The following is a 22,378-nucleotide window of genomic DNA, read 5'->3' on the forward strand; positions in this document are numbered from 1 at the left end:
AGTCCCTCCTTTGGCTTGTGGCCCTCAAACGGCAGCCCGTACCATTACGTCTTTATTACCCTCGTAACGGTATTTATGCACCTGAAGGTCGCTGGTAGTCGGCCCCTGCTCGCTTTAAACTACATTCATCTCCACCTGATCTTTTGTTAAAAATAGCGACAAAACACGTACAGCGAGTCGAACGAAAGCCGTCCAACTGCTTTAGATCTAACGGTTCTTCTCCAACCACTGCGCAGCATGATCCACCATCGCCCGCTGTTCTGCCAACACACAGTCTGCCTTTCCTACACGGCCATGCTTATATGCATCGGGACATTGCGCTTCAAACGAGGCTCCAATCGCTTCAAAATCGTCGGAATGATAGTTGATATCCTGGAATGCCTCCCACTTTGTTATTCCCTGCATCCTGCGTACTGGCGCGTGGGCAGTTACCACCTTCTTGCCTGCCCAATCCGTGCGGTATTCGCTAAGGTGGAAGGAAGTATTATTGCCATAGCCACTACCCAGCATAAGCACGTAAGCACCCGCTTCATATAAGCGTGCCAGCGGCGAGGCTTCGCCCAAGCTATGATCGAGCGGATGGGATTGCATAAGTGCCTTTGCATCCCTGCCGCGTGCTGCAAACGAAACATGCGGATGACGGCTTCGGATGACCCCTTCTTGTTTACGGAACACTTCCGGAATGATCCCCATCCCTGATGTAACGGTCAGATCTGGGTCATAGGGAGGCATACTCTCGCGGATCAAATCCCACCATTTTGGGTCGGCCGGAGGGTTTCCCCATGTCTTCGGATCGGTTAAGTTCGCAGACTGCGTTGGCATCACCAGTGTCCCTTCATCGCCCAGTACGTCTTCCAGGGCCAGTATAACCGCCTCCGGACCACCGACAATCCATCCGCCCACGCTTTTGAGCGAGGAATGGACGAGCAGGGTCATTCCCTTCCGTACGCCAAGAGCGAGCAGGTCATCGCTTATATCCTTTATCGTAATCGGTTTTTCGATGATCAAGTGACTCATCTCCATTTCAATATCCTAATAAACACATGTTTTATATCATACAACAAAAAAAGCGCCTGCCCGAAGCCATGCCCCGGTCAGACGCCTTGGTGTTGAAGCTAAACCGATTAAACGCCAAGCCAGCGCTTAAACAGATGTTTGGTTGTGTCCTTGTTCATTTCCGCAATCGACGTAGTCAGCGGAATGCCCTTCGGACAAGAACGCACGCAGTTCTGCGAGTTGCCGCAGCCCTCGATGCCTCCGTCCTGCATCAGCGCTTCCAGACGCTCTTCCTTGTTCATCTCACCTGTCGGGTGAGCATTGAACAAGCGAACTTGGGAAATGGCAGCTGGTCCGATAAAGTCTGTTTTTTCGTTGACGTTCGGGCAAGCCTCAAGACATACACCGCATGTCATACATTTGGACAGCTCGTAAGCCCACTGACGCTTCTTCTCCGCCATTTTAGGTCCGGGGCCAAGGTCGTAGGTACCATCGATCGGAATCCACGCCTTCACGCGCTTCAGGGCCGTGAACATACGACTGCGGTCGATAACCAAGTCTCTTACAACCGGGAACGTCTTCATCGGCTGAATCCGGATCGGCTGTTCCAGCTTATCGATCAATGCCGCACACGCTTGGCGCGGCTTGCCGTTAATGACCATGGAGCAAGCTCCGCACACTTCTTCAAGGCAGTTGGAGTCCCAGCATACTGGTGCGGTGGTTTGGCCCTGTGCATTTTTGGGATTGCGCTGAATTTCCATCAGCGCACTAATGACGTTCATGCCGGGACGGTACGGAATTTCGAATTCCTCAGTATAGGATTTCGTCTCCGGATTGTCCTGACGTGTAATGATAAACTTAACGCTCTTTGAGGCGGCTGCCGTTTGAGACATCGTAAATCCCCCTTCCTTCTTACTTGTCTTTCGAATAGTCGCGAATACGCGGTGGGATTAAGGAAACATCCACTTCTTCGTATGAAATCTGTGGTCCATCAGGCGTCCAGGTTGCTTTGGTTGTCTTGAGGAACTCTTCATCGTTACGATCAGGGAAATCCGGCTTGTAGTGAGCGCCCCGGCTTTCGTTACGGAGAAGCGCACCCAGCGTCATGGCCTCGGACAACTCCAGCATGTTCCACAGCTGGCGTGTGAACGCCACGCCCTGGTTGTTCCAGCGGGAGGTATCCGTCATATTGATATTGCGGTAACGCTGCTTCAATTCCTTGATTTTGCCGATGGTAGCTTCAAGCTTGTCGTTGTAGCGAACAACCGTCATGTTGTTGGTCATCCATTCGCCGAGCTCTTTATGGATCACATAAGCATTCTCGGTTCCTTCCATCTTGAGCAGGCCTTCATACTTGGTCGTTTGCTCTTTCGCTACGCGGTCAAATACGGTGGAGGAAACATCCTCAGCGGACTTCTTCAAGCCTTTGACATATTCAATCGCTTTCGGTCCGGCCACCATACCGCCGTAAATGGCGGAGACCAGGGAGTTCGCTCCCAAACGGTTCGCACCGTGATATTGATACTCGCATTCTCCGGCTGCAAACAGCCCGGGAATGTTCGTCATTTGGTTGTAATCGACCCACATGCCGCCCATGGAATAATGGACTGCCGGGAAGATCTTCATCGGGATTTTACGCGGATCGTCGCCCATGAATTTCTCATAGATCTCGATGATACCGCCAAGCTTTACGTCCAGCTCTTTCGGATCTTTATGGGAGAGGTCCAGGTAGACCATGTTCTCGCCATTGATCCCAAGTCCCATATCGACGCAGACGGAGAAGATTTCACGCGTAGCAATGTCACGCGGCACCAGGTTTCCGTAAGCAGGGTATTTCTCTTCGAGGAAATACCACGGCTTGCCGTCTTTATAGGTCCAGATCCGTCCGCCTTCACCACGTGCCGATTCCGACATCAAGCGGAGCTTGTCATCGCCTGGAATGGCTGTCGGGTGAATCTGGATAAACTCGCCGTTCGCATAATGCACGCCTTGCTGATAAACGGCACTGGCCGCTGTTCCCGTGTTGATCACCGAGTTGGTCGTTTTTCCGAAAATAATACCAGGACCACCGCTTGCGAGTATAACGGCTTCAGCTTTGAACGCCTTAATCTCCATCGAGCGCAGATCCTGGGCAGCGATACCGCGGCATACGCCTTCGTCGTCGATGATCGCATTCAGGAACTCCCAGTTCTCGTACTTGGTCACAAGACCCGCAGTTTCCCAGCGGCGAACCTGCTCGTCAAGCGCATAGAGCAGTTGCTGTCCGGTCGTTGCGCCGGCGAATGCCGTCCGGTGACGCTTCGTTCCGCCGAAACGGCGGAAATCGAGCAGACCTTCCGGCGTACGGTTAAACATAACGCCCATGCGGTCCATCAAGTGGATAATGCCCGGAGCCGCTTCACACATCGCTTTGACCGGAGGCTGATTCGCAAGGAAGTCGCCGCCGTATACCGTATCGTCAAAGTGCTCCCAAGGAGAGTCACCCTCACCTTTCGTATTCACGGCTCCATTGATGCCGCCTTGCGCGCACACGGAGTGAGAGCGTTTAACAGGTACAAGTGAGAATAGATGAACGTGAGCTCCTGCTTCTGCCGCTTTGATGGTTGCCATCAGCCCGGCGAGGCCGCCACCCACTACAATAATATTAGATGCCATTTTTCGTTCACTCCCCTTAACTTAAGACTGTCTTAACTACATCGATCATTGCTGTCGCCGCCTCGAATTCGGAACTGCGGAATGCTGTCATAGCCAGAACAAACAGCACGCTCATCAATACGAACAAGCCCATGCAGATGTAAGTGGATACCTTCTGCGCGCGCGGACCGACGGTGATGCCCCAGCTAACGAGGAACGCCCACAGGCCGTTTGTGAAGTGGAAGGCTGCCGACACAACGCCGATGACGTACAGAGTAAACAGAATCGGATTGTTCATGATGCCGTGCATGGTCGCGCCCAAATCGTCATGCGTGATTTTGCCGATCATGATTTGGAAACGCGTATCGTACATATGCCAGATAACAAAAACGAACGTAATAACGCCGGTGATCCGTTGGACGGTGAAGCGGATGTTCCGTTCATAGTTGAAATTGCCCACGTTGTTATTTGCCTGGTAAGCAATGTATAACCCGTAGACACCGTGATATAGCAGTGGCAGCCAGATCAGGAACAGCTCGAGGAAAAATATCAGCGGCATGCTGTTCAAAAAATGGACCGCGCTTGCAAAGCCTTCCTTTCCACCCTCGAAAGCCTTAAAGTTGGAAATCATATGGCTGAGCAAAAATGCTCCAAGCGGTATGACACCGAGCAAAGAATGCAGCTTTCTGGAATAATACCCTTTCATCAGTCGACGTTCCCCTTTCCAATGTGCAGCGTTTTCATTTTCAATCTTTCCTATTTCCAGAACAATTACACTTACCCTGTCCTAAAACCGTTGCAACGACAAAAAGCTGCCTATTTCGGCAATCGTGTGAACAACTTGTGTCATGTTTCATGTTACTCCTTTTTTTCTTATAATGGAATTGCAATATAATTATTAATCGTTATAATCTATACGCATAAGCAATGTTTTGCACATATGTCTATTTTATATAGGAGGAATTCCATGTTTGAAGAACTGGACATGTTCGCCGTCGTTGTAGAGCAATCCAGCATAAACCAAGCCTCCAAGCTGCTTAACTTGTCACAGCCAGCCCTGTCCAGGAAAATAGCCAAGCTGGAGGACCAGCTCGGGCTGCAGCTGTTCAACCGCCGCGGCAAACGGCTGGAGCTTACCTCCATCGGACAGATTGTGTACACCTTTGCCCTGGAGCAGCGCCAGCAGCAGATCAAATTCATGCAGACGTTGGCCCATTACCGGGAGGGGGATCAGATCTCGATCAACCTGGGGGCCAGCCTAACCACACTGCAGACCACCTTGCCCCCGCTCGTTAACGCATTCATGGAGCGTCATCCCGCGGCCGAAATCAAGCTGATCACCGGCAAGACCCATGAGATCGTTTCTTATGTAAGAGATAAACGGGTCGATGTCGGCATTGTCGCCTCCTCCATCAACCAGCCCGGCTTAAACTGTATTCCGCTGTTTGATGACCATCTGGAGCTTGTCATCCCGTCTTCACACCCGCTGGCGGAGATCGAGGATGTCGGCATCGAGCAGCTTCAAGGCTTGCCGATGATCATTTTCTCAACCGGCACCTGGTACCGCAAGTTGACGGATGACCTGTTCCACCGCTGGGGCATTATGCCGGATATTCGGATGGAGATCGATTCCTTCGAAGCGATCGTCAGGCTCATCCCGACCTGCAAGGCAGCCGCGCTTCTGCCCAAATCCTATCTGAGACCGCAGCTGTTGTCCGATAACGGGCTTGTCGACATTCATATTCCGGCACTCATTGAAACCCGGCGAACAACTTCGCTGATCTACGGCCAAGCCTCGGAGCTGAGCAAGGCAGCCAGCCGCTGGATTGACGAAACGGAAATCCTGTTCCGTAAGCTGGAGGAGGATAAAACGAAGAAAACCTGACGGTATATAGGGTCGTCAGGTTTTTTTCTTCTTTATTTATTTTTCGAGCATATTCACGACCTCAGACTCAAAGAGATCCACATTATCATTGGAGCCGATAACGACCATAATGTCGCCGGAGTTCACCACATCCATGGCTGTTGGCGCTACGATGATGCCGGATTGTTTATTCAGGGCCACCACGCTGACACCGTAGCGAACCCTCGTATTGAGCTCGCTAAGCGTTTTTCCGTCCATGCAGTCCGTGACCGTCATCTCCACAATCAGATAGTCCTTGGATAATTCGATATAGTCGAGCAGGTTGGGCGTGACAAGCTGGTGAGCTACCCGGATCCCCATATCCCTTTCCGGAAAGATCACCCGGTCCACGCCCAGCTTCTCCAGCGCCCGGCCGTGCAGCACCGAAATCGCCTTAGCAACGACCATGGCGACACCAAGCTCTTTTAACAAGATGGCGGATAAGATGCTCATCTGAATATCGTTCCCGATCGCCACAATCCCGCAGTCGAAGTTACGGATACCGAGCGATTTAAGCACCTCTTCGTCCGTAGCATCCGCCACCACCGTGTGCGTCAGCAGCTCGCTCATATCCTCGACAACCTCTTCACTGCGGTCGATGCCGAGCACCTCATATCCCTGTTCCATCAGTTCAAGCGCCAGGCTGGCGCCAAATCGTCCCAAACCGATGATTGCAAATTGCTTTGGTTTCATGTCTCTCCTGTACTCCTTATCCAATAATCATTTTGCCTTCCGGATGACGATATAATTCTTTACCCTTTTTTGGCCCCAGTGCATAAGCAAGCGTCAAAGGCCCCAATCGCCCTGCAAACATCGTAATACTGATCAAAATCTTCCCGAATCCCGTCAGTTCAGGCGTTAAACCCATGGAGAGACCCACCGTACCGAAGGCGGATGTCGTTTCGAATAGGATCTCCAGGAAGCTCCCTTCCTCTGTCGTTGACAGAATCATCGATACGATTAGAACGAGCAGCAGTGCCAGTAATGCAATGGTCAGTGCCTTCAGCACCCGCTCCTGGGCCAGGCGATAACGGAACATGACGATGTCTTCACGCCCGCGCATCATGGCGATAACCGCCCCCACCATAATGGTGAAGGTTGTTGTTTTGATACCGCCACCGGTTGACCCCGGGGATGCTCCGATAAACATCAGAATCACGATAAAAAATTGCGTGGCCTGTCGAAGCCCCGTAATATCTATAGTATTCGCGCCAGCTGTACGCGGCGTTACGGACTGGAATAACGCACCGAAGAATTTTCCGCCCCAATTCAGAGAGCCGAGCGTCCTCGGATTGGTGAATTCAAATATAAGAATGACGATAAATCCAACCAGCAGCAAGGTAGCCGTCATGGTGAGCACCACTTTGGAATGCAAGGAAAGTCTCCGCTGTTTTCGGAAATCAATCAGATCGGATAATACGATAAAACCAATGCCACCTGAGACAATCAAAAACATCACGACTATGTTGACTACAGGATCGTAAACATACCCGGTCAAACTCCGAAAATCACCAAACAAATCAAAACCGGCGTTGTTAAACATCGTGACTGCATGAAAAACGCCATAATAAATCGCCTGGCCGATCGGCATATCAAACGCCCAGCGGATCGATAGAATGATGGCACCACAGGCCTCGATGATGAGGGAGTACAACAACACTCTGCGAATCAGCCTTACGATTCCTTCCATCGAGGACTGATTCATCGCTTCTTGCAGAATGAGACGATCCTTGAGCGATATGCGTCTTTTCAGAGCCAAGGCAAATAAAGTAGCCATCGTCATGAATCCGAGCCCGCCGATCTGAATCAGCAGCATAATCACGACTTCTCCGAAGGAACTGAATGTCGTTCCTGTATCCACCACAACCAGACCCGTTACACATGTTGCCGATGTCGAAGTGAACAAAGCATCGATAAATTCAAGCGGTTCACCTGTACTTGTGGAAATCGGCAGCATTAACAGCGCCGTCCCGATGAAGATAATAGCCGCAAAACCAAGCACGAGAATCTGCGGCGGAGACAACCTGAGCCAGTTAAATTTAGAGTTCAATCGGTCACCTTCTTAAAAAAAATCAAGAAAAAAGACACTGGAAAACGCAGTGCCCTTTACGGTCTGGTTCCTGTGCTGCAGCCTACGAGGTTAGCTGACGGATTCGGGCATTTCCACAGGTCGCCCTATTCATTATTCTAGGAATAATGAAATTCACCCCAATTACATGGTTCCCCCATTTTCAGTACGAAATTCGGCTGGAATATTCGGTTCCTTGAAGCATGATGTGATTATAACGCAATCTGGTACGTAACCCAATGCCGTTTTTCACCCAAAAAATCTTTAAAAGAGCGCGAATTGGGCATATTCAAGAATACAAGCATGGGGTTCTCTAACGTTTTCGAAACCTTTCATTCATTTTCATCGATTTGTTTCATTATTCCGGATATTGGGATAAGCTGCTTATGACTTTCATAACTATGTTATATTGACTCTATGCGTACTTAATCAGGCATATCGAATACCAGTGGGAGTATCAACTTTCCTAGAGGAGGAATTTCATGAATCGTGCAAGAGAGCCCTTGAAGCTGAAGCCCAATTTAAAACAGCTCATCGTGCCTGCCGCAGTCGGCCTGATTCTGTTCCTATTATTTCAGGTGTTTCCGTCGACGAATCCGGATTCTACCGAGATGGCATCTCCGAATATCATATCCAAGGAGCAGGCTCGGCAAGCGGCTTCAAGCTTTGCTCAGGAGCATTTGCAGTTTACGGCTGCAAAAACGGATGACACATTGGTTACATATCAATCCAAATCGGAACTTTACGGATATCTGGCGAAGGAAAAGAAACTTTCGGAATACAACAAAACCTATGAAGCCAAATATCCCTATGACGTATACCGCGTTCGCTTCAGCGAGCCGGGAGGCGATGCCCTCAATGTGGACGTGCACATGCAAAATTCTGGCATCGTCGGATTCTCGTACGATTACGCCCGCTCCAGCTATGACCGGATTGAGCTGAACAAGGGCGATGTACAAAGGCAGATGCTGCTTGTCGTCGAGGACGGCATGTCATTAGCCGAGAAGCAAGCGCTCGCGGAGCCTTGGCTCCAGCGAGCGGGCTATGACCTGTCGCGCCTTGAGCTGGTTACACGGGAAGGGGAACCCCGGCTCCGATATGTGGACCCGGAATCCAAAATTGGCGATTCCCGATTGGAGCACCGTTTCACCTTCGAACATGGGAAATTACGCTCCTATGAGCCATCCTTCTCAGTCCCGTCCGCCCATTCCGCCTATGTCAACAAGCAGACTCAGGATGCAACGCTGCTGACACTCGCAGGGTATGGCCTGTTCACCCTCATCCTTGGCATTCTTGCCATTGTGTACAGCGTAAAGACCAGAGCCTATACGTCGTTTAAGCGCGGCCTGTTCCTAGCGGTGCTGCTGTTTATCATTCAGATGCTAAATACGTATAATCTGATTCCCGTTTTCAAATCCGAGGGGATGTCGCAAACCGGTATATTCGGGATGATGATTTTCTATGCGGTCTATTCGCTCATATTCTCCGCCCTGCTCTATTTCTCCCTTGTCGGGGGCAACGGACTATGGCAAAAAGAAGACGGGCTCAATCCATGGCCGCGCGCCAAAGAACCCGGATACGGTCATTATGTACTGGACAGCATGAAGCTGGGATATATGTGGGCTTTCATCCTGCTTGGGGTCCAATCCATTATCTTTATCGTTCTGGGCCTAACCTTAAATACATGGTCCACCACGGATGCCACACAGTCGCCTTACAACATGCTCTATCCTTGGCTGTTTCCGCTGATGGCCTGGCTGGCCGGCATATCCGAAGAGGCCGTCTATCGACTGTTCGGTATCAAAATGGTGAAAAAGATCGTCCGCAATACGTTCGTTGCCAGTTTGATTACCTCGCTCATCTGGGCGCTCGGGCATACGCTTTATCCGATATACCCTGTAATTTCCCGGCCCATTGAACTGGTTATCATCGGCTTGCTGTTTAGCTACATCTTTTTGAAATATGGGTATTTGGCGGCCATGTTCTCCCATGTCATCTTTAATAGCATCTTGATGGGTATTAGCCTGATCTTGCTCAAGGACACCACCAACTTGCTGATTGGTGCTTTCTACATGGTGCTTCCTGCGCTTGTTGCGTATGCGATTTACCGTTTCAATCCAACAAAAAAAGAGAAGCCGTATGTCACGACTCCTCCTCACGAAGTGCCTTAAGAATTTCCGTTGCTAATTTCTCACCGATTGAAAGGGGCTTGAAGTCTTCGACTGAAGCCTCTTTTATTTTTTTGACCGAGCCAAAATGCTTCAACAGCAGCTTCCGGCGCTTCTCTCCAATGCCCGGGATGGAATCCAGCTTGGAGGATACCATCGATTTGCCGCGCTGTTCGCGGTGGAAGGAAATCGCAAACCGGTGAACCTCATCTTGAATACGCTGCAGCAAATAGAACTCCTGGCTGTCCCGGGGCAGCGTAACCGGCTCCGGCGGGTCTCCGACCATGAGCTGCGCTGTTTTATGCTTGGCATCCTTCACAAGCCCGCAGACCGGGATATACAACCCCAACTCATTCTCCAACACATCGCTGGCGGCGGAAATCTGTCCCTTCCCTCCATCGACCACAATCAGATCGGGAAGCGGCAAATTCTCCTTCAAGACGCGCTCGTACCGCCGCCGGATCACTTCACGCATCGTATCATAATCGTCCGGTCCCAGCACGGTACGGATCTTGTATTTCCGATATTCCTTCTTGTCTGGTTTCCCATTGGTGAATACAACCATGGCCGATACAGGGTTGGTCCCCTGGATGTTCGAGTTATCAAATGCTTCGATCCGGTTCAGCGACTGGAGGCCGATCACTTCGCCCAGATTCGCTGCTGCGACCGAGGTGCGTTCTTCATCGCGCTCAATCAAGCGGAATTTCTCGTCTAAGGACACCTTTGCATTATCCGACGCCATGCCCACCATCTGTTTCTTCAAACCACGCTGCGGCACATGCACCTTCACGCCGAGCCATTCCTGCAGGGCGGCAGCCCCTCCGGCTGCATCCACGATGCCAGCGGCTTCGGCCTGCTTCTCCTGTGCCTGGGCAAGGGCTGCCTGCTGCTCATCAGATGTTCCTGCGGAAAGCGTACTCGTCGAATCCACGCCTTCCTCTGGGTCTAACACACCTTCATCCACAGCCGTTCCAGCAACCGACTCTGGATCAGCCTCGCCTCCTATTAACAGAGGCTCAGGTAGCAGAATTTCTTGCGGCAATGCAGGATTATCACTGTAATACTGGGCAATAAAAGACATAAAGTCACTGTGCGCATCGCCGTAGAACGGAAAAACGGACTTGTTGCGCTGTACCATTTTCCCTTGGCGCATGTACAGAATCTGTACGCACATCCAGCCTTTATCCACAGCATAACCGAATACGTCGCGGTCCCGCGTATCCGTCGTCGTAATCTTCTGCTTCTCCATTAGCGTATCGATATGGATGATCTGATCCCGCAGTTCTTTGGCACGCTCGAAATACAAATCCTCCGCAGCCTCCTGCATCTTGCGCTGCAGTTCCTTCTTGATCTCTTCATGCCCACCGCTCAGGAATGACGTAATCTCCCCGGTAATCTGTTCATACGCAGAATTTGGAATTTCCTTTACACATGGAGCCAAGCATTGTCCCATATGATAATACAAGCACACTTCTTTCGGCATGACGCCGCATTTGCGCAAAGGATACATCCGGTCCAGCAGCTTTTTGGTCTGCTGTGCCGCATACGCATTCGGGTAGGGGCCAAAGTATTTGGCTTTATCTTTAAGCACTCTTCTGGTCACTTCCAGACGGGGATGCTCTTCATTCGTTATTTTAAGATATGGATAGGTTTTATCATCCTTCAGCAGCACATTGAATCTCGGCTGATGGGTTTTGATCAGGTTACACTCCAGAATCAAGGCTTCCATGTTGCTGCCGGTCACAATATATTCGAAATCGCGGATTTCCGAAACAAGCATCTGGGTCTTCCCGTTATGGCTTCCGGTAAAATAAGAGCGTACCCGATTCTTCAGCACTTTCGCCTTGCCCACATAAATAATCGTGCCTTCATGATTCTTCATCAGGTAACAGCCGGGCTGGTCCGGCAGCAATGCCAGCTTGTGGCGGATATTCTCCAGCGCCCTCTCCTGCTCCTGAAGCTGTTTGGCAAAATCGTCCATGCTATCCCTCCTCTCCAAGGAGATTATATAGTATTAACCATAAATATAAAACACTATGAATAACCACACAAAGCGCCTCCGGGTTTCACCGAAGGCGCTTTATGAAAGCAGATTGCAGTCTATGACCAATCCTGCTTATTGATGTTTTGCAATGATGCCCTTCAAGGCTTCTTTGGAGTTCAGACCTACCACTTTATCGACAGGCTGGCCGTCTTTAAAGAAAATCATAGTCGGAATGCTCATCACGCCGAAACGTGCTGCGGATTCCGGATTCTCATCCACGTTCACCTTAGCAATTTTCACAGCATCACCAAGATCTGTGGAGAGCTCTTCCAAAATCGGGGCAAGCATTTTACAAGGACCGCACCATGGCGCCCAGAAATCAACTACAACCGTTCCTTGACCTTCCACTTCACTTACGAAGGATTGATCGGTAACGTTTACGATAGCCATTATATTCTCCTCCTCACGGATAATTTACATATAGTACGAACATAATTGTCGAATGGGTCGACGAATTTAGTATACCACAATCAGTCAGAAAAAGTGAAATATACTCACCTAAAGAAAGAGGATTTTACGGGTTTTTTATGCAATCTTTACAAATGATTTGCGCATTGGGTATACTACTAGTAACAAGTCGGGTGACTGTCAAGTTTTTCGTGTTGGCACGGCATGTTCACCTTTTGAGGAGGCAAGCACCATGGATGTAAACGTACGCGTTAACGATCCACGGGAGCACATCAATGAAGAACCACGCAATGACTTTGGCGATTTGATGATGGGCTTCGTGGGAATGTTTGGTTTCATGACCATCATCTTTTTCGGATTCGTCATTATCAAGTTCTTGGTTGGCTAATTAGATGACTCCTTGTGCACAATAAAAAGTCTGATCCTGCCGCGTTCCACACGCTAACGGGATCAGACTTTTTACAATTAAGGGAAAAGCTTATCCATAGGAAGTCTGCTTGTAATACTAGAATTTCCCTCTCTGATTCTCACCAAATAAATGAACGACATCGACAAAAGGCGCAATTCGGTTCATCAACCGCTGTCCTTTGTGTGCCTCCTCCCCATCCTTGCTCGTGAAGCTCAGATGCTGTTCAAGCCCGTCGAGCGGATAGTTCGACGTATAGAAGGTCGGCAGCCGGTTCATCCGGAAATTCAGAATGGAACCGAGGACATGATCCCGAACCCACGGATTCAAATTCTCCGCTCCGATATCGTCAAAGATCAGCAGATCGCAATGCTTCATCGTCTCCACCATGTCCTTCAGCTTCTGTCCGTCCTGCATCATGGTCTTCAGATCTTCCACGAAATCAGGCATATACACGATAACGCCCGAATGGCCCGCTTTCGCGAGCTCATGCATCAGGTAGCCCATCAGGTAGGTCTTACCCGTACCAAACGAACCGGTGAGATACAGGCCCCGCGGGGACAAGCCATTCTCCTTCGTATCCCGGATGTATTTAAAGACCTGGTGCACCGCCGGTGCCCGCAAGCGGTCCTTCGCCATAATCTCCATGTTGTCATAACCTTCGTTCAAGGCATGCTCATCGACATAAAAGCTGCGAATCCGTTTTTTGATCTGATCCTCATTAGTTTTCGCAATCTGCAGGGAACACGGCGACTTACGCTCATAGATCTCCACGGTTCCGTTCATCCGCTGGATATCCAGCTTGCTGAAATGTCCCTGGAAATCATTCGGACACCGGTTCAGGCCGGGACACTCCTTGCAGTGGGCCTGATCTCCCGCATATTGATACAGTTTACTTAAATTCAATCGTATGACCCGATCATCGATCTCCGGGTATTCGCTCCGCAGAGCTTGAATCAGAGGATTCCTAAGCAAATCCTCCGTAATCTGCTCCGTTCTGCGCCGGAGCGCAGGACTTTTCATGCTTTCCAGCAGTTCACCAAGGGACTCCATCTCTTGTTCCCTCCTCTCTTCAGCAGGATTTCTTTATCCGCCCTTCTTGTTGCCAGCCTGCATTTCTGCCGCAAATCGCATCATTTCTTCGAATTCCTCATCCGATACGGCCTCCGCCTGATCGGACTCCAGAGCCACTGGAATTTCCGGCTTCACCTTTCCACCTTTAGCGTATGTACGCGTACGTTGTGTGGTTGCCTTCTGCTTGCCTTTCATCTTGGCTTGATCACGTATATACTGAACAGCTTTCTCATAGCTGTTAATCTGCTTCAGCAGCATATTGGAAGCAATGGCCTCCACGAAATTACGGTTGATTCGCTGCTCGCCGCCTGCGGCCATGAGTGACATTAAATAATGAATGAGCACGTTGATGACTTCACCCGGCAGCTTATAGCTCAGGTCGATCTTTTCGAAGATGTCCAGGAACTGCGCTGGGACCGAGCCGGGAAAGAAAGTCTGCAGCAGCCGGGTATAAGGCTCGTTCCGGAGCATCATATTATATTGGTGAATATCGCATTTCGATTGGAACTGGGCAGGAACTTCTACATAGTATTCCATCTCTACGGCATGCTCCTGTGCAGGCTCTTCCGGATCGGCCGTCATCTCCTGATGCAAAGCAACGACCTTGCCCGCGGTAATCTGCCGCTTCTCCTGCATCTTCATTCCCTGCCTAAAGTGAAGACTGGCCTTGTGCTGCAGATCATCCAGCACGACCTCACCATGCTCGGTAAATATGCCGTCCTCATCCAGCAGGCGACACAAATCCTGCGTGCTGAGATCATATTTGCGCACCACGTAATTCACAATGCCCATCTGTTCATGGTCGTAGCGAAGACGCTCCACAAAGACCCGATTGCGGGATTCACGCGGGAAACGGAGAATAATGTCCGCATAGTTCAGACCCTCTCCTTGCGGATTTGGCGGCACCACTGACTTCCGTGACACCGCGACCTCTTCCAGCGCTTGCTCCAGTTCATAATCAATGACATGCGTGTTCAGCTCAAAAATATCATAAAAGGGAACCGAAATGTTCTCCTTGTTGAAGGAAATACCAGACCATTCAAGGGGTTCCTTGCTCCAGAGCTCTTCTCTTAACGACAGAACGGCGAATTTCCCCACCTTGTCGCGAAGCAGCAGCGTCAGATGCTGAGTGTTGAAGAACTCTGCTGGACTGAGCGGTGCTTGCAGCTCATATTCATAGATATGGTCGTCCGTTTCCGGGACAAACATCCGGCTTGTCTGCAGTAAACCTACCGCTTCCAGCTTGGAGGTTTGCTCAATGAGAAAGCGGCGTCCTTTTTCACTAGGCTCAAGCCCTAATGTCAGAAATAATCTTCGCTGCTGTTCAATAGCCGAGTAACCCACCTTCTCCACCGGCACATGCGATACGAGAAGACGGTACAGACTGATCGCAAACGCGCCAACCATCGGTTGATATATCGAACCAAGCATTTTGTCATCCAGGCCACTTAAGCAGAAGTCACGGTATACGCAGTAACGGTGGTTCTCTGTAAAATGTAAAAAATTAGTCATGCGCATCGTTTATGCTCCCCCTGTCGCCCAAAAATAGACTTCCTCTATTCTATCATAAATCCGTCGTTTCGAAGTCGGTTCTTTCGCATCAAAAATTCTGGAATTCGTGCGCCCGCCATTTGCATGCTTCCACAAATAATAAATGACGGCCCCCGGGTATTGCAGAGCCGCCATCAACACTACATTCAATTTGCGCCACGCGCCTTAAAACATTCTAAAGCCTTTAATACGCAATGTCTTAATGGTCCATCCGCTCATGTAGGCACCAATCAGACCTGCAACTCCCGTTAAGTAATCCACCAATTGGAATGATCCGACGTGAGTCCAAAACGACATTTGGCCCCGATCCCACAAGCTGTATACAACGACCGGCAAAATGACAATCACGAACAGAAAGCAAGGAAACCAGGTCGTCTTCATCAACATATTTAGGATAAAACCGATACCGAACATCATGACAAAAAACAAAATCATCAGCACGAGCACAGGAATAAATTGAAGCATGATCGCTGTTTTCACCTCTTCTTTATCACCTACGCGTAGCAGCTATTCTACTTTATTGCAGCAAGAAACAGCACACCAAGCTTTAGCTAATAGCTAGTTTACTAAAAATAATGTCACAGATCAACGAACAATCGTGAAATCATTGTGTCGGCGTTTGCCCTTCCGACTGCGCTTACAGTACAATATAGGAAGTTAATGCAAGCGGCCATCCGCTTCTATAATAACGAACATAACGTTTAGGAGTGATCACATGAACGAAGCTGCAATGACGCTTGAGGGCTGGTATGCGCTGCATGATTTCCGCACCATCAATTGGCCGGCCTGGAAAGCTGCAGATGAAGAAGTACGTGCTTTTGCGCTGGACGAGCTGAATGCGTTCCTCGAGGAATGGGATGCCGTCGAAGCTGCCCAGAAAGGCAGTACCGCTGTATATACCATCGTCGGTCAGAAAGCCGATTTCGTATTCATGCTTTTGCGCGAGACGCTCGAAGAGCTGAACGCGATCGAGAACGCCTTTAACAAAACAACGTTCGCCCAGTTCACCATCAAGTCATATTCGTATGTAAGCATTGTCGAGCTGAGCAACTACCTGGCTGGCTCCTCCGATGAGGATCCGATGCAGAATCCGCATGTCATTGCCCGTCTGAAGCCGGCTCTGCCTAAATCGAAGCATATTTGCTTCTATCCAATGAACAAAAAGCGGGATTTGTCGGACAACTGGTATATGCTGAGCATGGATGAACGCAAATCGATGATGAAGAGCCATGGGATGATTGGCCGCGGATATGCCGGCAAGGTCAAACAGATCATCACCGGTTCCGTTGGATTCGACGATTGGGAATGGGGCGTAACCCTGTTCAGTGACGATGCGCTTCAGTTCAAGAAGCTCGTGTACGAAATGAGATTTGATGAGGTAAGTGCGCGTTTCGGCGAGTTTGGTCCGTTCTATGTCGGCAACCTGCTCGATCAGGCTTCGTTTACAGATTTAATGAAGGTATAATTCCTTCTGCACATAAAAAGGATGTACAAAACCCCACAAAGTGGAGCCTATGCTACGATGTTTATTCCAAATACTTTGCGGGGACCCCAAAAAACTTATAAATTCTAATATGTCAAAAAAGGGATGCTCTCTTCCATGAGAGCATCCCTTCTTCTATTACTCACTGTCGTCCTCATCTTGCTCTTGCTTGCGCAAGGTTTCAAGATATTCTGCCGTCGCCCGGTCCCGGGCACGTCCCTTATCCTTGAGCCGCTCAATTGCTGGAAGTATGAGAATGTCGACCTCCTGCTGAATGGTGTAAGCCAGATCGTAACGCTCTTGCGACTCCAAATAGGAGCCGACCTCCATCAGCGCGTTATAACGATCCAGCTCATCTCTTGTGAGCAGCCCCCGTACTTGAACGCTGCAGTGTCTCATTTATAGAAACCTACCTTTTTTCAGGACGAGCGGAATCCCTCCAATAATGAAGAGGTAGCGCAGATCAACCAATTTTTTCAGTTGAGCCGCTTTCCATCCCTGATATTTCTTATCGCCGACAACCGCAATGCCTTCGCCCCGGCCGAGGGAAGCAACCGTGCCTTTATTATGGAACTCGAATTTGCGCATGGACTTGTCCCGAATCGCCGCAACGATATTTTGGGCACAACACACGCCCTGCTGCATCGCCATTTGAGCGGTCGGCGGATAAGGTCTGCCTTCCTCATTAAAAATCAGGGAGTTATCGCCGATAATATAAATGTTCTCATATCCGGGAGCGCGCAAGTATTCATCCACCTTGACGCGGCCTCTCATCGTTTCGAAACCAGCTGCTTCCACCAGACGGTTCCCACGGATGCCGCCGGTCCATACCACCGTTGCCGCCCGGATCTCTTCACCATTGTTCAGAACGACTCCGCCTGGGAGGCATTCCTTGATCGCAATGCCCATTTTGAAGGTAACGCCTTTCTTCTCAAGAACGTTCATGGCGTACTCCACCAGCTCCGGTGCAAACCCAGGTAACGCGGCAGGCGCGGCTTCAACATTATAGATATTCACCAGCGTCGGATCCACGTCATATTCCTTGCACAGTCTCGGAATGCGGTCCGCCAGCTCGGCTACAAACTCGATGCCGCTGAATCCGGCCCCGCCAACCACAAAGTTAATGCGCTCTTGCGGTCTGCGCTCATTTTTATATAAAGCAAATTGATACTCAATATGCTCACGAATCAATCGTACCGAGTTGATGCTTCGGATCGTCATCGCATGCTCAGCGAGTCCTGGAATGCCAAAGGTTTCCGGCTCTCCGCCGAGTCCAATGACAAGATAGTCATAGGATAACGTTCCATCTTCAAGAATAACCTTCTTATCGTGGAGGCGGATTTCCTGAACCGAGGATTTGACCAGGTCGATTTTGAATTCGTCTATCAACTTGGAAATGGATACCCGGGTGTTCTCAATGCTGTCTGTTCCTGCTGCCGGCATATGCAAATGCGTTGTAATATAATGATAATCATGGCGATTCACCAATGTAACATCGGCCTCATTATAATTCAGCTCTTTTTGCAGCCGCTGCGCTGTCAATATGCCCCCGTAACCCGCGCCAAGGATTACGATCTTCGGTATGCTGCTCATTCTATTGCTCCTTCCAGCTTACTCTTTATATATACAGTATGGTACACATGTTAACATTCTGTGAAAATGCATCCAAAAAAAGAGAAGAGCCCTTATCAGAGCCCGTTTCATCATTTGACCTGAAGGTTCATTAAGGTTCAAAAACAGCTGAAACACTAAGTTTCCTTAATGCTGCTGCAGTTGATAATATATGGGACTACCCTGTAATGAACGCAAGTTATCACGTTAATCATATGCATAAACCATGCAAATATCAAGAAATTTTTTGCCATATAATGTGCAAATAATTCCGCCATTCATCCCCTTACTTACTAAGTAAGCGCATCCATTCCAATGTTAGGTATTTTAACTCAATTCTCGTCTTTTCATGCCGGTTCGGGACGATTATAATAGGTAAGGAATTCATGAATCAGCTTTATCCGGACAAGAACGTCTGTCTGATTCGAATATAAACTCATTTTATGGAGGTGCTTACCGCATGACAACGATGCCACAAGACAGCAATATGACGGATCTTTTGATTATCGGTGGCGGACCTGCAGGTATGTTTGCTGCTTTTTACGGCGGAATGCGCCAAGCTTCGGTAAAACTTATCGAGAGCATGCCTCAGCTTGGAGGCCAATTGGCTGCGCTGTATCCTGAGAAATATATTTATGACGTAGCAGGCTTTCCAAAAGTAACCGCTCAAGAGCTTGTGAACAATCTGTCTGCCCAAATGGAGCTCTTTAAAACGGACATTCGTCTTGAAGAGAAGGTACAGGCTGTGGAAAAACTCGAAGAACGTCATTTTGTCGTAAAAACGAATCTGGGTGAACACCACGCCAAAGCTGTCATCATTACAGCCGGTGTAGGAGCGTTCCAACCCCGTCGACTGGAGATTGAAGGAGCAGAAGCATACGAAAAGTCCAACCTTCATTATTTCGTCAACGATCTCAGCCGCTTTAAAGGTAAGAAGGTTCTCATTAGCGGCGGCGGCGACTCTGCGGTAGACTGGGCGCTCATGATCGAGCCGATCGCCGAGCAAGTTACACTGGTTCATCGCCGTGATAAATTCCGTGCCCATGAGCATAGTGTTGAACAGCTGATGGCATCGAAGGTGAACATCATTACGCCAACCGAGATCACCGAATTGCATGGTGAAGATACCATTACGAAGGTTACGCTTTCGCATATTAAGACCAAAGAGACGCAAGAGATTGAAGTGGACGATGTCATTGTCAATTTCGGGTTTGTGTCCTCCCTCGGTCCGATCTCCGAATGGGGCATCGCCATCGAAAGCAACTCCATTGTGGTGGATTCCCGTATGGAAACAAGTATCCCCGGTATTTTTGCAGCCGGCGACATCACCACCTATCCGGGCAAGGTCAAACTGATCGCTGTTGGATTTGGCGAAGCACCTACCGCCGTAAACAATGCCAAGGTTTACTTCGATCCTGAGGCCAGATTGGCTCCGGGCCACAGCAGTAACATGAAATTGTAAGGACAGCTCGGATTTTAACTTCATATACATCTATATTCATAGAAAAAAAGGTATCTTCATTCCGAGGGGGTATGCATCGCCCCGGAATCGAAGATACCTTTTCTATTCTTCAAACCATATGTAGAACTTGGTTGAAAGCTCCCACATTATATACGTATCATGTCGTAAGTTATCTATTCTATATACGAAAAATCTGATTAATGCAGGATGCTGCCGGAATCGGTGTCCAAGTTCCGTTTATGAATCTCGGCTAGCAGTAGAGTGATGAACTCTCGCTCCAACTTCAACTCAATAGCCATATGATAGGAATCGAGAAGCATCTCATCCGTCAACATAGCCATCCCTCTCACACCCCTTCCTCAAATTTCCTGAATCTATCATATCAGACATACCAAAACGGAACAACTGTTCGCTTATCCACAACCTCTTGTGGAAATCCTGTGTATAATTTGTTGGTAAGTGTAAAAAACAGGGTCATATCAAAGTGGATTATGGGGATAAATGTTATACACAGGATATTGGGGAAATCTACTATAAAAAAAATTGATCAATTATAATATCGGTAGATTATCGTTATTTTTTTATTACCCTATTAAAAAATCATTAAACGGCTTCATTTGGGAATATTAAACAAAAATTCAGCTTGGTCTTGTATTAACCTCCAAAATCCAAATCTTGCCCTCATTGTCTAATCCATAATCAAATCCCAGTTCGCCGATCCCTGGAAAACGGGATTCCAGTATTCCTATGCACTGTCTGGTTACTTGGCGCATTTCATTGCGCTTTTCCCTCGCATTAATATGGGGCAGTGACAGCCGGAGTGCATGACCACAACGAAGCAGCGTCCCCCCTTTACAAATATTCGTCACAAAAAGCCCTGGGTTCGCGAGTCGCCCCAGCATGGCCCGGAATTTCCATCTTCCTCGATCCTTGACTACCTTTACACGGTAATCCAGCGGACGTCCCTGAATATTAGCCAAATGAATACCCTGCTGTATCAAGTAGCGCCGTCTCAGTCTTATTCTGTTCAGTACGTATAACAGGGAATTCAATGTATCTACATGAACAGTACGCCTCTTATGGGTTACCAAGTATCCCGTTCCGTCTTTCTGTATTCGGATGACTCCGTTACCACCGGTTCCTACAATCGGCTTGATCACGACCATTTCGTGTTCGGCCAGCATTGAGACCAGGGTATCCCCTCCATACGACTGGGTAGCCGGAATGTAGGGAGCAACCTGCGGATCGGTCAGCAGCGCTTCTGTTTTCAACCACTTGCTGGCCAGTTGTCTTCCCGCCATGCTGCTTTCGCCTCCTTTTATTCATGACATACGTTATCCTATTCCCCAATCCGCTCTTTGTCTTGGATGATTGTCCGTGATGGTATGCCTAATAATTGAGGTTCTTGCTGCCTCAAGACAGCCTCCCTTTGCAAATGATGTGATCTGTCGTATAGTAAGAACAGAGCTTTGTCCGTAATAAATCCATCACCTTGGGTAACGATAAAGGAGGCTTTGTCACCTTGGCAGCATTGTTTGAAGTTTTATACTGGATCGCCATTGTCGGCATGTCGATTGCACTTGCAGCCGTAACCGTTCTTATCTTTGCCATGGGCTTCAAGTTCATCAAGGATAAGCGCAGAGGACTCGGAGCGGGCTGCATCATATTTTCGCTTGTGGCCGCCGGCATGATCGTGCTGATGCTGAACGATACCTTCTTCTTCCCGGTCTGAACTATGAAGAACCCGAAAAAGCAGCCTCTTCTTATCGCGGAGTTGGCTGCTTTTTCGGGTTCTTATGTCTATAGCGGATGTTCCCGATAACGCAAAAAAGACCTCCCCGACAAGATTGTCTGGAGAGGTCTTTCACTGTTGGACTCAGGCTTTAACCCTCTAGAGAGTCCTTATTAGCAAGGCTCTTCGTTCGGTTTGCCAGCATCCGTTGCCGTACGGAATGACGAACCGCAGCCGCACGTTACGGTCGCGTTCGGATTGTGGATGGTGAAGCCCCCGGTCATGCCGGATTCCTCAAAATCGATTTCCAGACCATTCAGGTATTTCAGATCGTCCTTCTCGACAACGACCTTCATATCCTGCAGATCCATATATACGTCAGCTTCCGTTTCATTATCGTCAAAGCCCATTGCATATGAAAAACCACTGCAACCGCCGGCAGTGACACCCAGTCGAAGGAACATATTGGGCGTTTCCTGTTCAGCAAGCATTTCTTTTAAACGTTCTGCAGCTGAGTCGCTGATTGTAATCATAGGTCACCCTCCTTTTCGTTCACTCCTTAAGTATACTCCTCTTCGCGAATTCGCTCAAGGTTGTTATGATGGCTTTTGATATGTAATGACAAACCTATTTTCAATTCCTCTATTTGTGTTGCTACCCCGAGGGGTCAGGTTTATAATAGGGAAGGAACATGGGCGGCAACTGTTGGATAATTGTCACATACCCCGGTTAAAAAGCGGCAAAGGTTATGGCTGGTCCACAGTTGTATATTTTTTCACAAACTCATTTATTTATTCAGCCCATTATTGATGTTGTTGTTATACCACTATAAACGGAC

Annotated in this window: 22 protein-coding genes and 1 riboswitch; of the genes, 6 read left to right on the forward strand and 16 right to left on the reverse strand. The window is 49.0% G+C overall.

Annotated elements, in window-relative coordinates; all coding sequences use genetic code 11:
- Positions 1-207: 207 nt before the first annotated feature.
- From MHH48_RS29825 to MHH48_RS29840, 4 genes are all read right to left on the reverse strand, one after another.
- Positions 208-1,008: an AAC(3) family N-acetyltransferase gene (locus MHH48_RS29825; protein WP_076324822.1), complete on the reverse strand. Its 801-nt coding sequence runs from the start codon at positions 1,006-1,008 to the stop codon at positions 208-210.
- A 116-nt stretch (positions 1,009-1,124) separates the two neighbouring features.
- The gene (gene sdhB / locus MHH48_RS29830; RefSeq protein ID WP_076324823.1) at positions 1,125-1,889 is read right to left on the reverse strand and encodes a succinate dehydrogenase iron-sulfur subunit; all 765 of its coding nucleotides are present in this window, start codon (positions 1,887-1,889) and stop codon (positions 1,125-1,127) included.
- 19 nt (positions 1,890-1,908) lie between these two features.
- The gene (gene sdhA / locus MHH48_RS29835; protein WP_076324824.1) at positions 1,909-3,651 is read right to left on the reverse strand and encodes a succinate dehydrogenase flavoprotein subunit; all 1,743 of its coding nucleotides are present in this window, start codon (positions 3,649-3,651) and stop codon (positions 1,909-1,911) included.
- Positions 3,652-3,667: 16 nt separating this feature from the next.
- On the reverse strand, positions 3,668-4,336 hold the full coding sequence (locus MHH48_RS29840) for a succinate dehydrogenase cytochrome b558 subunit (RefSeq protein ID WP_076324825.1): 669 nt from the start codon (positions 4,334-4,336) through the stop codon (positions 3,668-3,670).
- A 261-nt stretch (positions 4,337-4,597) separates the two neighbouring features.
- Between MHH48_RS29840 and MHH48_RS29845 the strand changes: the two genes are divergently transcribed.
- Positions 4,598-5,515 carry a LysR family transcriptional regulator gene (locus MHH48_RS29845; protein ID WP_076324826.1) on the forward strand — a complete coding sequence of 306 codons (918 nt, stop codon included), beginning with the start codon at positions 4,598-4,600 and terminating at the stop codon, positions 5,513-5,515.
- A 36-nt stretch (positions 5,516-5,551) separates the two neighbouring features.
- On the opposite strand, the gene MHH48_RS29850 is transcribed toward MHH48_RS29845, so the two are convergent.
- The gene (locus MHH48_RS29850; protein ID WP_076324827.1) at positions 5,552-6,226 is read right to left on the reverse strand and encodes a TrkA family potassium uptake protein; all 675 of its coding nucleotides are present in this window, start codon (positions 6,224-6,226) and stop codon (positions 5,552-5,554) included.
- 16 nt (positions 6,227-6,242) lie between these two features.
- Positions 6,243-7,583, reverse strand: coding sequence for a TrkH family potassium uptake protein (locus MHH48_RS29855; protein ID WP_076324828.1), 1,341 nt, complete (start codon positions 7,581-7,583; stop codon positions 6,243-6,245).
- 64 nt (positions 7,584-7,647) lie between these two features.
- A riboswitch (cyclic di-AMP (ydaO/yuaA leader) is annotated at positions 7,648-7,792 on the reverse strand.
- A 291-nt stretch (positions 7,793-8,083) separates the two neighbouring features.
- On the opposite strand from MHH48_RS29855, the gene MHH48_RS29860 reads away from it, so the two are divergent.
- Positions 8,084-9,772 (forward strand): CPBP family intramembrane glutamic endopeptidase, encoded by a 1,689-nt coding sequence (locus MHH48_RS29860; RefSeq protein WP_076324829.1) that lies wholly within the window; start codon positions 8,084-8,086, stop codon positions 9,770-9,772.
- Here MHH48_RS29860 and uvrC read toward each other — a convergent pair.
- Both uvrC and trxA read right to left on the reverse strand, forming a co-directional pair.
- Positions 9,744-11,750 (reverse strand): excinuclease ABC subunit UvrC, encoded by a 2,007-nt coding sequence (gene uvrC, locus MHH48_RS29865; protein ID WP_076324830.1) that lies wholly within the window; start codon positions 11,748-11,750, stop codon positions 9,744-9,746. The two genes, MHH48_RS29860 and uvrC, sit on opposite strands and share 29 nt — an antisense overlap.
- A 135-nt stretch (positions 11,751-11,885) precedes the next feature.
- Positions 11,886-12,203, reverse strand: coding sequence for a thioredoxin (gene trxA, locus MHH48_RS29870; protein ID WP_076324831.1), 318 nt, complete (start codon positions 12,201-12,203; stop codon positions 11,886-11,888).
- A 250-nt stretch (positions 12,204-12,453) separates the two neighbouring features.
- On the opposite strand from trxA, the gene MHH48_RS29875 reads away from it, so the two are divergent.
- Complete coding sequence (locus MHH48_RS29875; RefSeq protein WP_006212594.1) at positions 12,454-12,609, forward strand: hypothetical protein; 156 nt, start codon at positions 12,454-12,456, stop codon at positions 12,607-12,609.
- A gap of 117 nt (positions 12,610-12,726) precedes the next feature.
- Here MHH48_RS29875 and dnaI read toward each other — a convergent pair whose 3' ends face one another.
- From dnaI to MHH48_RS29890, 3 genes are all read right to left on the reverse strand, one after another.
- Positions 12,727-13,680 carry a primosomal protein DnaI gene (dnaI, locus tag MHH48_RS29880; protein ID WP_076324832.1) on the reverse strand — a complete coding sequence of 318 codons (954 nt, stop codon included), beginning with the start codon at positions 13,678-13,680 and terminating at the stop codon, positions 12,727-12,729.
- Between the two features lie 33 nt (positions 13,681-13,713).
- The gene (locus MHH48_RS29885) at positions 13,714-15,219 is read right to left on the reverse strand and encodes a DnaD domain protein (protein ID WP_076324833.1); all 1,506 of its coding nucleotides are present in this window, start codon (positions 15,217-15,219) and stop codon (positions 13,714-13,716) included.
- A 198-nt stretch (positions 15,220-15,417) separates the two neighbouring features.
- A complete protein-coding gene (locus MHH48_RS29890; RefSeq protein ID WP_015737411.1) occupies positions 15,418-15,717 on the reverse strand; it encodes a YuiB family protein in 300 nt (99 codons plus the stop codon).
- 250 nt (positions 15,718-15,967) lie between these two features.
- Between MHH48_RS29890 and hemQ the strand changes: the two genes are divergently transcribed.
- Complete coding sequence (hemQ, locus tag MHH48_RS29895) at positions 15,968-16,717, forward strand: hydrogen peroxide-dependent heme synthase (RefSeq protein ID WP_076324834.1); 750 nt, start codon at positions 15,968-15,970, stop codon at positions 16,715-16,717.
- Positions 16,718-16,873: 156 nt separating this feature from the next.
- Here hemQ and MHH48_RS29900 read toward each other — a convergent pair whose 3' ends face one another.
- Together MHH48_RS29900 and MHH48_RS29905 are read right to left on the reverse strand one after the other, a co-directional pair.
- Positions 16,874-17,134 (reverse strand): hypothetical protein, encoded by a 261-nt coding sequence (locus MHH48_RS29900; protein ID WP_076324835.1) that lies wholly within the window; start codon positions 17,132-17,134, stop codon positions 16,874-16,876.
- A complete protein-coding gene (locus MHH48_RS29905) occupies positions 17,135-18,328 on the reverse strand; it encodes an NAD(P)/FAD-dependent oxidoreductase (RefSeq protein ID WP_076324836.1) in 1,194 nt (397 codons plus the stop codon). It lies immediately after the preceding gene.
- 478 nt (positions 18,329-18,806) lie between these two features.
- Here MHH48_RS29905 and MHH48_RS29910 point away from each other — a divergent pair, with 478 nt between their 5' ends.
- Complete coding sequence (locus MHH48_RS29910) at positions 18,807-19,808, forward strand: NAD(P)/FAD-dependent oxidoreductase (RefSeq protein WP_076324837.1); 1,002 nt, start codon at positions 18,807-18,809, stop codon at positions 19,806-19,808.
- 197 nt (positions 19,809-20,005) lie between these two features.
- Here the strand turns inward: MHH48_RS29910 and sda are convergent, their stop codons facing one another.
- Together sda and MHH48_RS29920 are read right to left on the reverse strand one after the other, a co-directional pair.
- Positions 20,006-20,149: a sporulation histidine kinase inhibitor Sda gene (sda, locus tag MHH48_RS29915; protein ID WP_098748866.1), complete on the reverse strand. Its 144-nt coding sequence runs from the start codon at positions 20,147-20,149 to the stop codon at positions 20,006-20,008.
- Between the two features lie 297 nt (positions 20,150-20,446).
- Positions 20,447-21,109: a YheC/YheD family protein gene (locus tag MHH48_RS29920; RefSeq protein ID WP_076324838.1), complete on the reverse strand. Its 663-nt coding sequence runs from the start codon at positions 21,107-21,109 to the stop codon at positions 20,447-20,449.
- Positions 21,110-21,330: 221 nt separating this feature from the next.
- On the opposite strand from MHH48_RS29920, the gene MHH48_RS29925 reads away from it, so the two are divergent.
- Complete coding sequence (locus MHH48_RS29925) at positions 21,331-21,540, forward strand: hypothetical protein (protein WP_076324839.1); 210 nt, start codon at positions 21,331-21,333, stop codon at positions 21,538-21,540.
- Positions 21,541-21,713: 173 nt separating this feature from the next.
- On the opposite strand, the gene MHH48_RS29930 is transcribed toward MHH48_RS29925, so the two are convergent.
- Positions 21,714-22,073 carry an iron-sulfur cluster assembly accessory protein gene (locus MHH48_RS29930; protein WP_076324840.1) on the reverse strand — a complete coding sequence of 120 codons (360 nt, stop codon included), beginning with the start codon at positions 22,071-22,073 and terminating at the stop codon, positions 21,714-21,716.
- Positions 22,074-22,378 lie beyond the last annotated feature (305 nt).

This window comes from Paenibacillus sp. FSL F4-0100, assembly GCF_037993005.1.
In the GTDB taxonomy this organism is placed as follows: domain Bacteria; phylum Bacillota; class Bacilli; order Paenibacillales; family Paenibacillaceae; genus Paenibacillus_AQ.

Coding starts and splice junctions, on each gene's coding strand:
- sdhB (WP_076324823.1), bottom strand. CDS start 1,889: ATGTCTCAAACGGCAGCCGCCTCAAAGAGCGTTAAGTTTATCATTACA.
- sdhA (WP_076324824.1), bottom strand. CDS start 3,651: ATGGCATCTAATATTATTGTAGTGGGTGGCGGCCTCGCCGGGCTGATG.
- MHH48_RS29840 (WP_076324825.1), bottom strand. CDS start 4,336: ATGAAAGGGTATTATTCCAGAAAGCTGCATTCTTTGCTCGGTGTCATA.
- MHH48_RS29845 (WP_076324826.1), top strand. CDS start 4,598: ATGTTTGAAGAACTGGACATGTTCGCCGTCGTTGTAGAGCAATCCAGC.
- MHH48_RS29850 (WP_076324827.1), bottom strand. CDS start 6,226: ATGAAACCAAAGCAATTTGCAATCATCGGTTTGGGACGATTTGGCGCC.
- MHH48_RS29860 (WP_076324829.1), top strand. CDS start 8,084: ATGAATCGTGCAAGAGAGCCCTTGAAGCTGAAGCCCAATTTAAAACAG.
- uvrC (WP_076324830.1), bottom strand. CDS start 11,750: ATGGACGATTTTGCCAAACAGCTTCAGGAGCAGGAGAGGGCGCTGGAG.
- trxA (WP_076324831.1), bottom strand. CDS start 12,203: ATGGCTATCGTAAACGTTACCGATCAATCCTTCGTAAGTGAAGTGGAA.
- MHH48_RS29875 (WP_006212594.1), top strand. CDS start 12,454: ATGGATGTAAACGTACGCGTTAACGATCCACGGGAGCACATCAATGAA.
- dnaI (WP_076324832.1), bottom strand. CDS start 13,680: ATGGAGTCCCTTGGTGAACTGCTGGAAAGCATGAAAAGTCCTGCGCTC.
- MHH48_RS29885 (WP_076324833.1), bottom strand. CDS start 15,219: ATGCGCATGACTAATTTTTTACATTTTACAGAGAACCACCGTTACTGC.
- MHH48_RS29890 (WP_015737411.1), bottom strand. CDS start 15,717: ATGCTTCAATTTATTCCTGTGCTCGTGCTGATGATTTTGTTTTTTGTC.
- hemQ (WP_076324834.1), top strand. CDS start 15,968: ATGAACGAAGCTGCAATGACGCTTGAGGGCTGGTATGCGCTGCATGAT.
- MHH48_RS29900 (WP_076324835.1), bottom strand. CDS start 17,134: ATGAGACACTGCAGCGTTCAAGTACGGGGGCTGCTCACAAGAGATGAG.
- MHH48_RS29905 (WP_076324836.1), bottom strand. CDS start 18,328: ATGAGCAGCATACCGAAGATCGTAATCCTTGGCGCGGGTTACGGGGGC.
- MHH48_RS29910 (WP_076324837.1), top strand. CDS start 18,807: ATGACAACGATGCCACAAGACAGCAATATGACGGATCTTTTGATTATC.
- sda (WP_098748866.1), bottom strand. CDS start 20,149: ATGGCTATGTTGACGGATGAGATGCTTCTCGATTCCTATCATATGGCT.
- MHH48_RS29920 (WP_076324838.1), bottom strand. CDS start 21,109: ATGGCGGGAAGACAACTGGCCAGCAAGTGGTTGAAAACAGAAGCGCTG.
- MHH48_RS29930 (WP_076324840.1), bottom strand. CDS start 22,073: ATGATTACAATCAGCGACTCAGCTGCAGAACGTTTAAAAGAAATGCTT.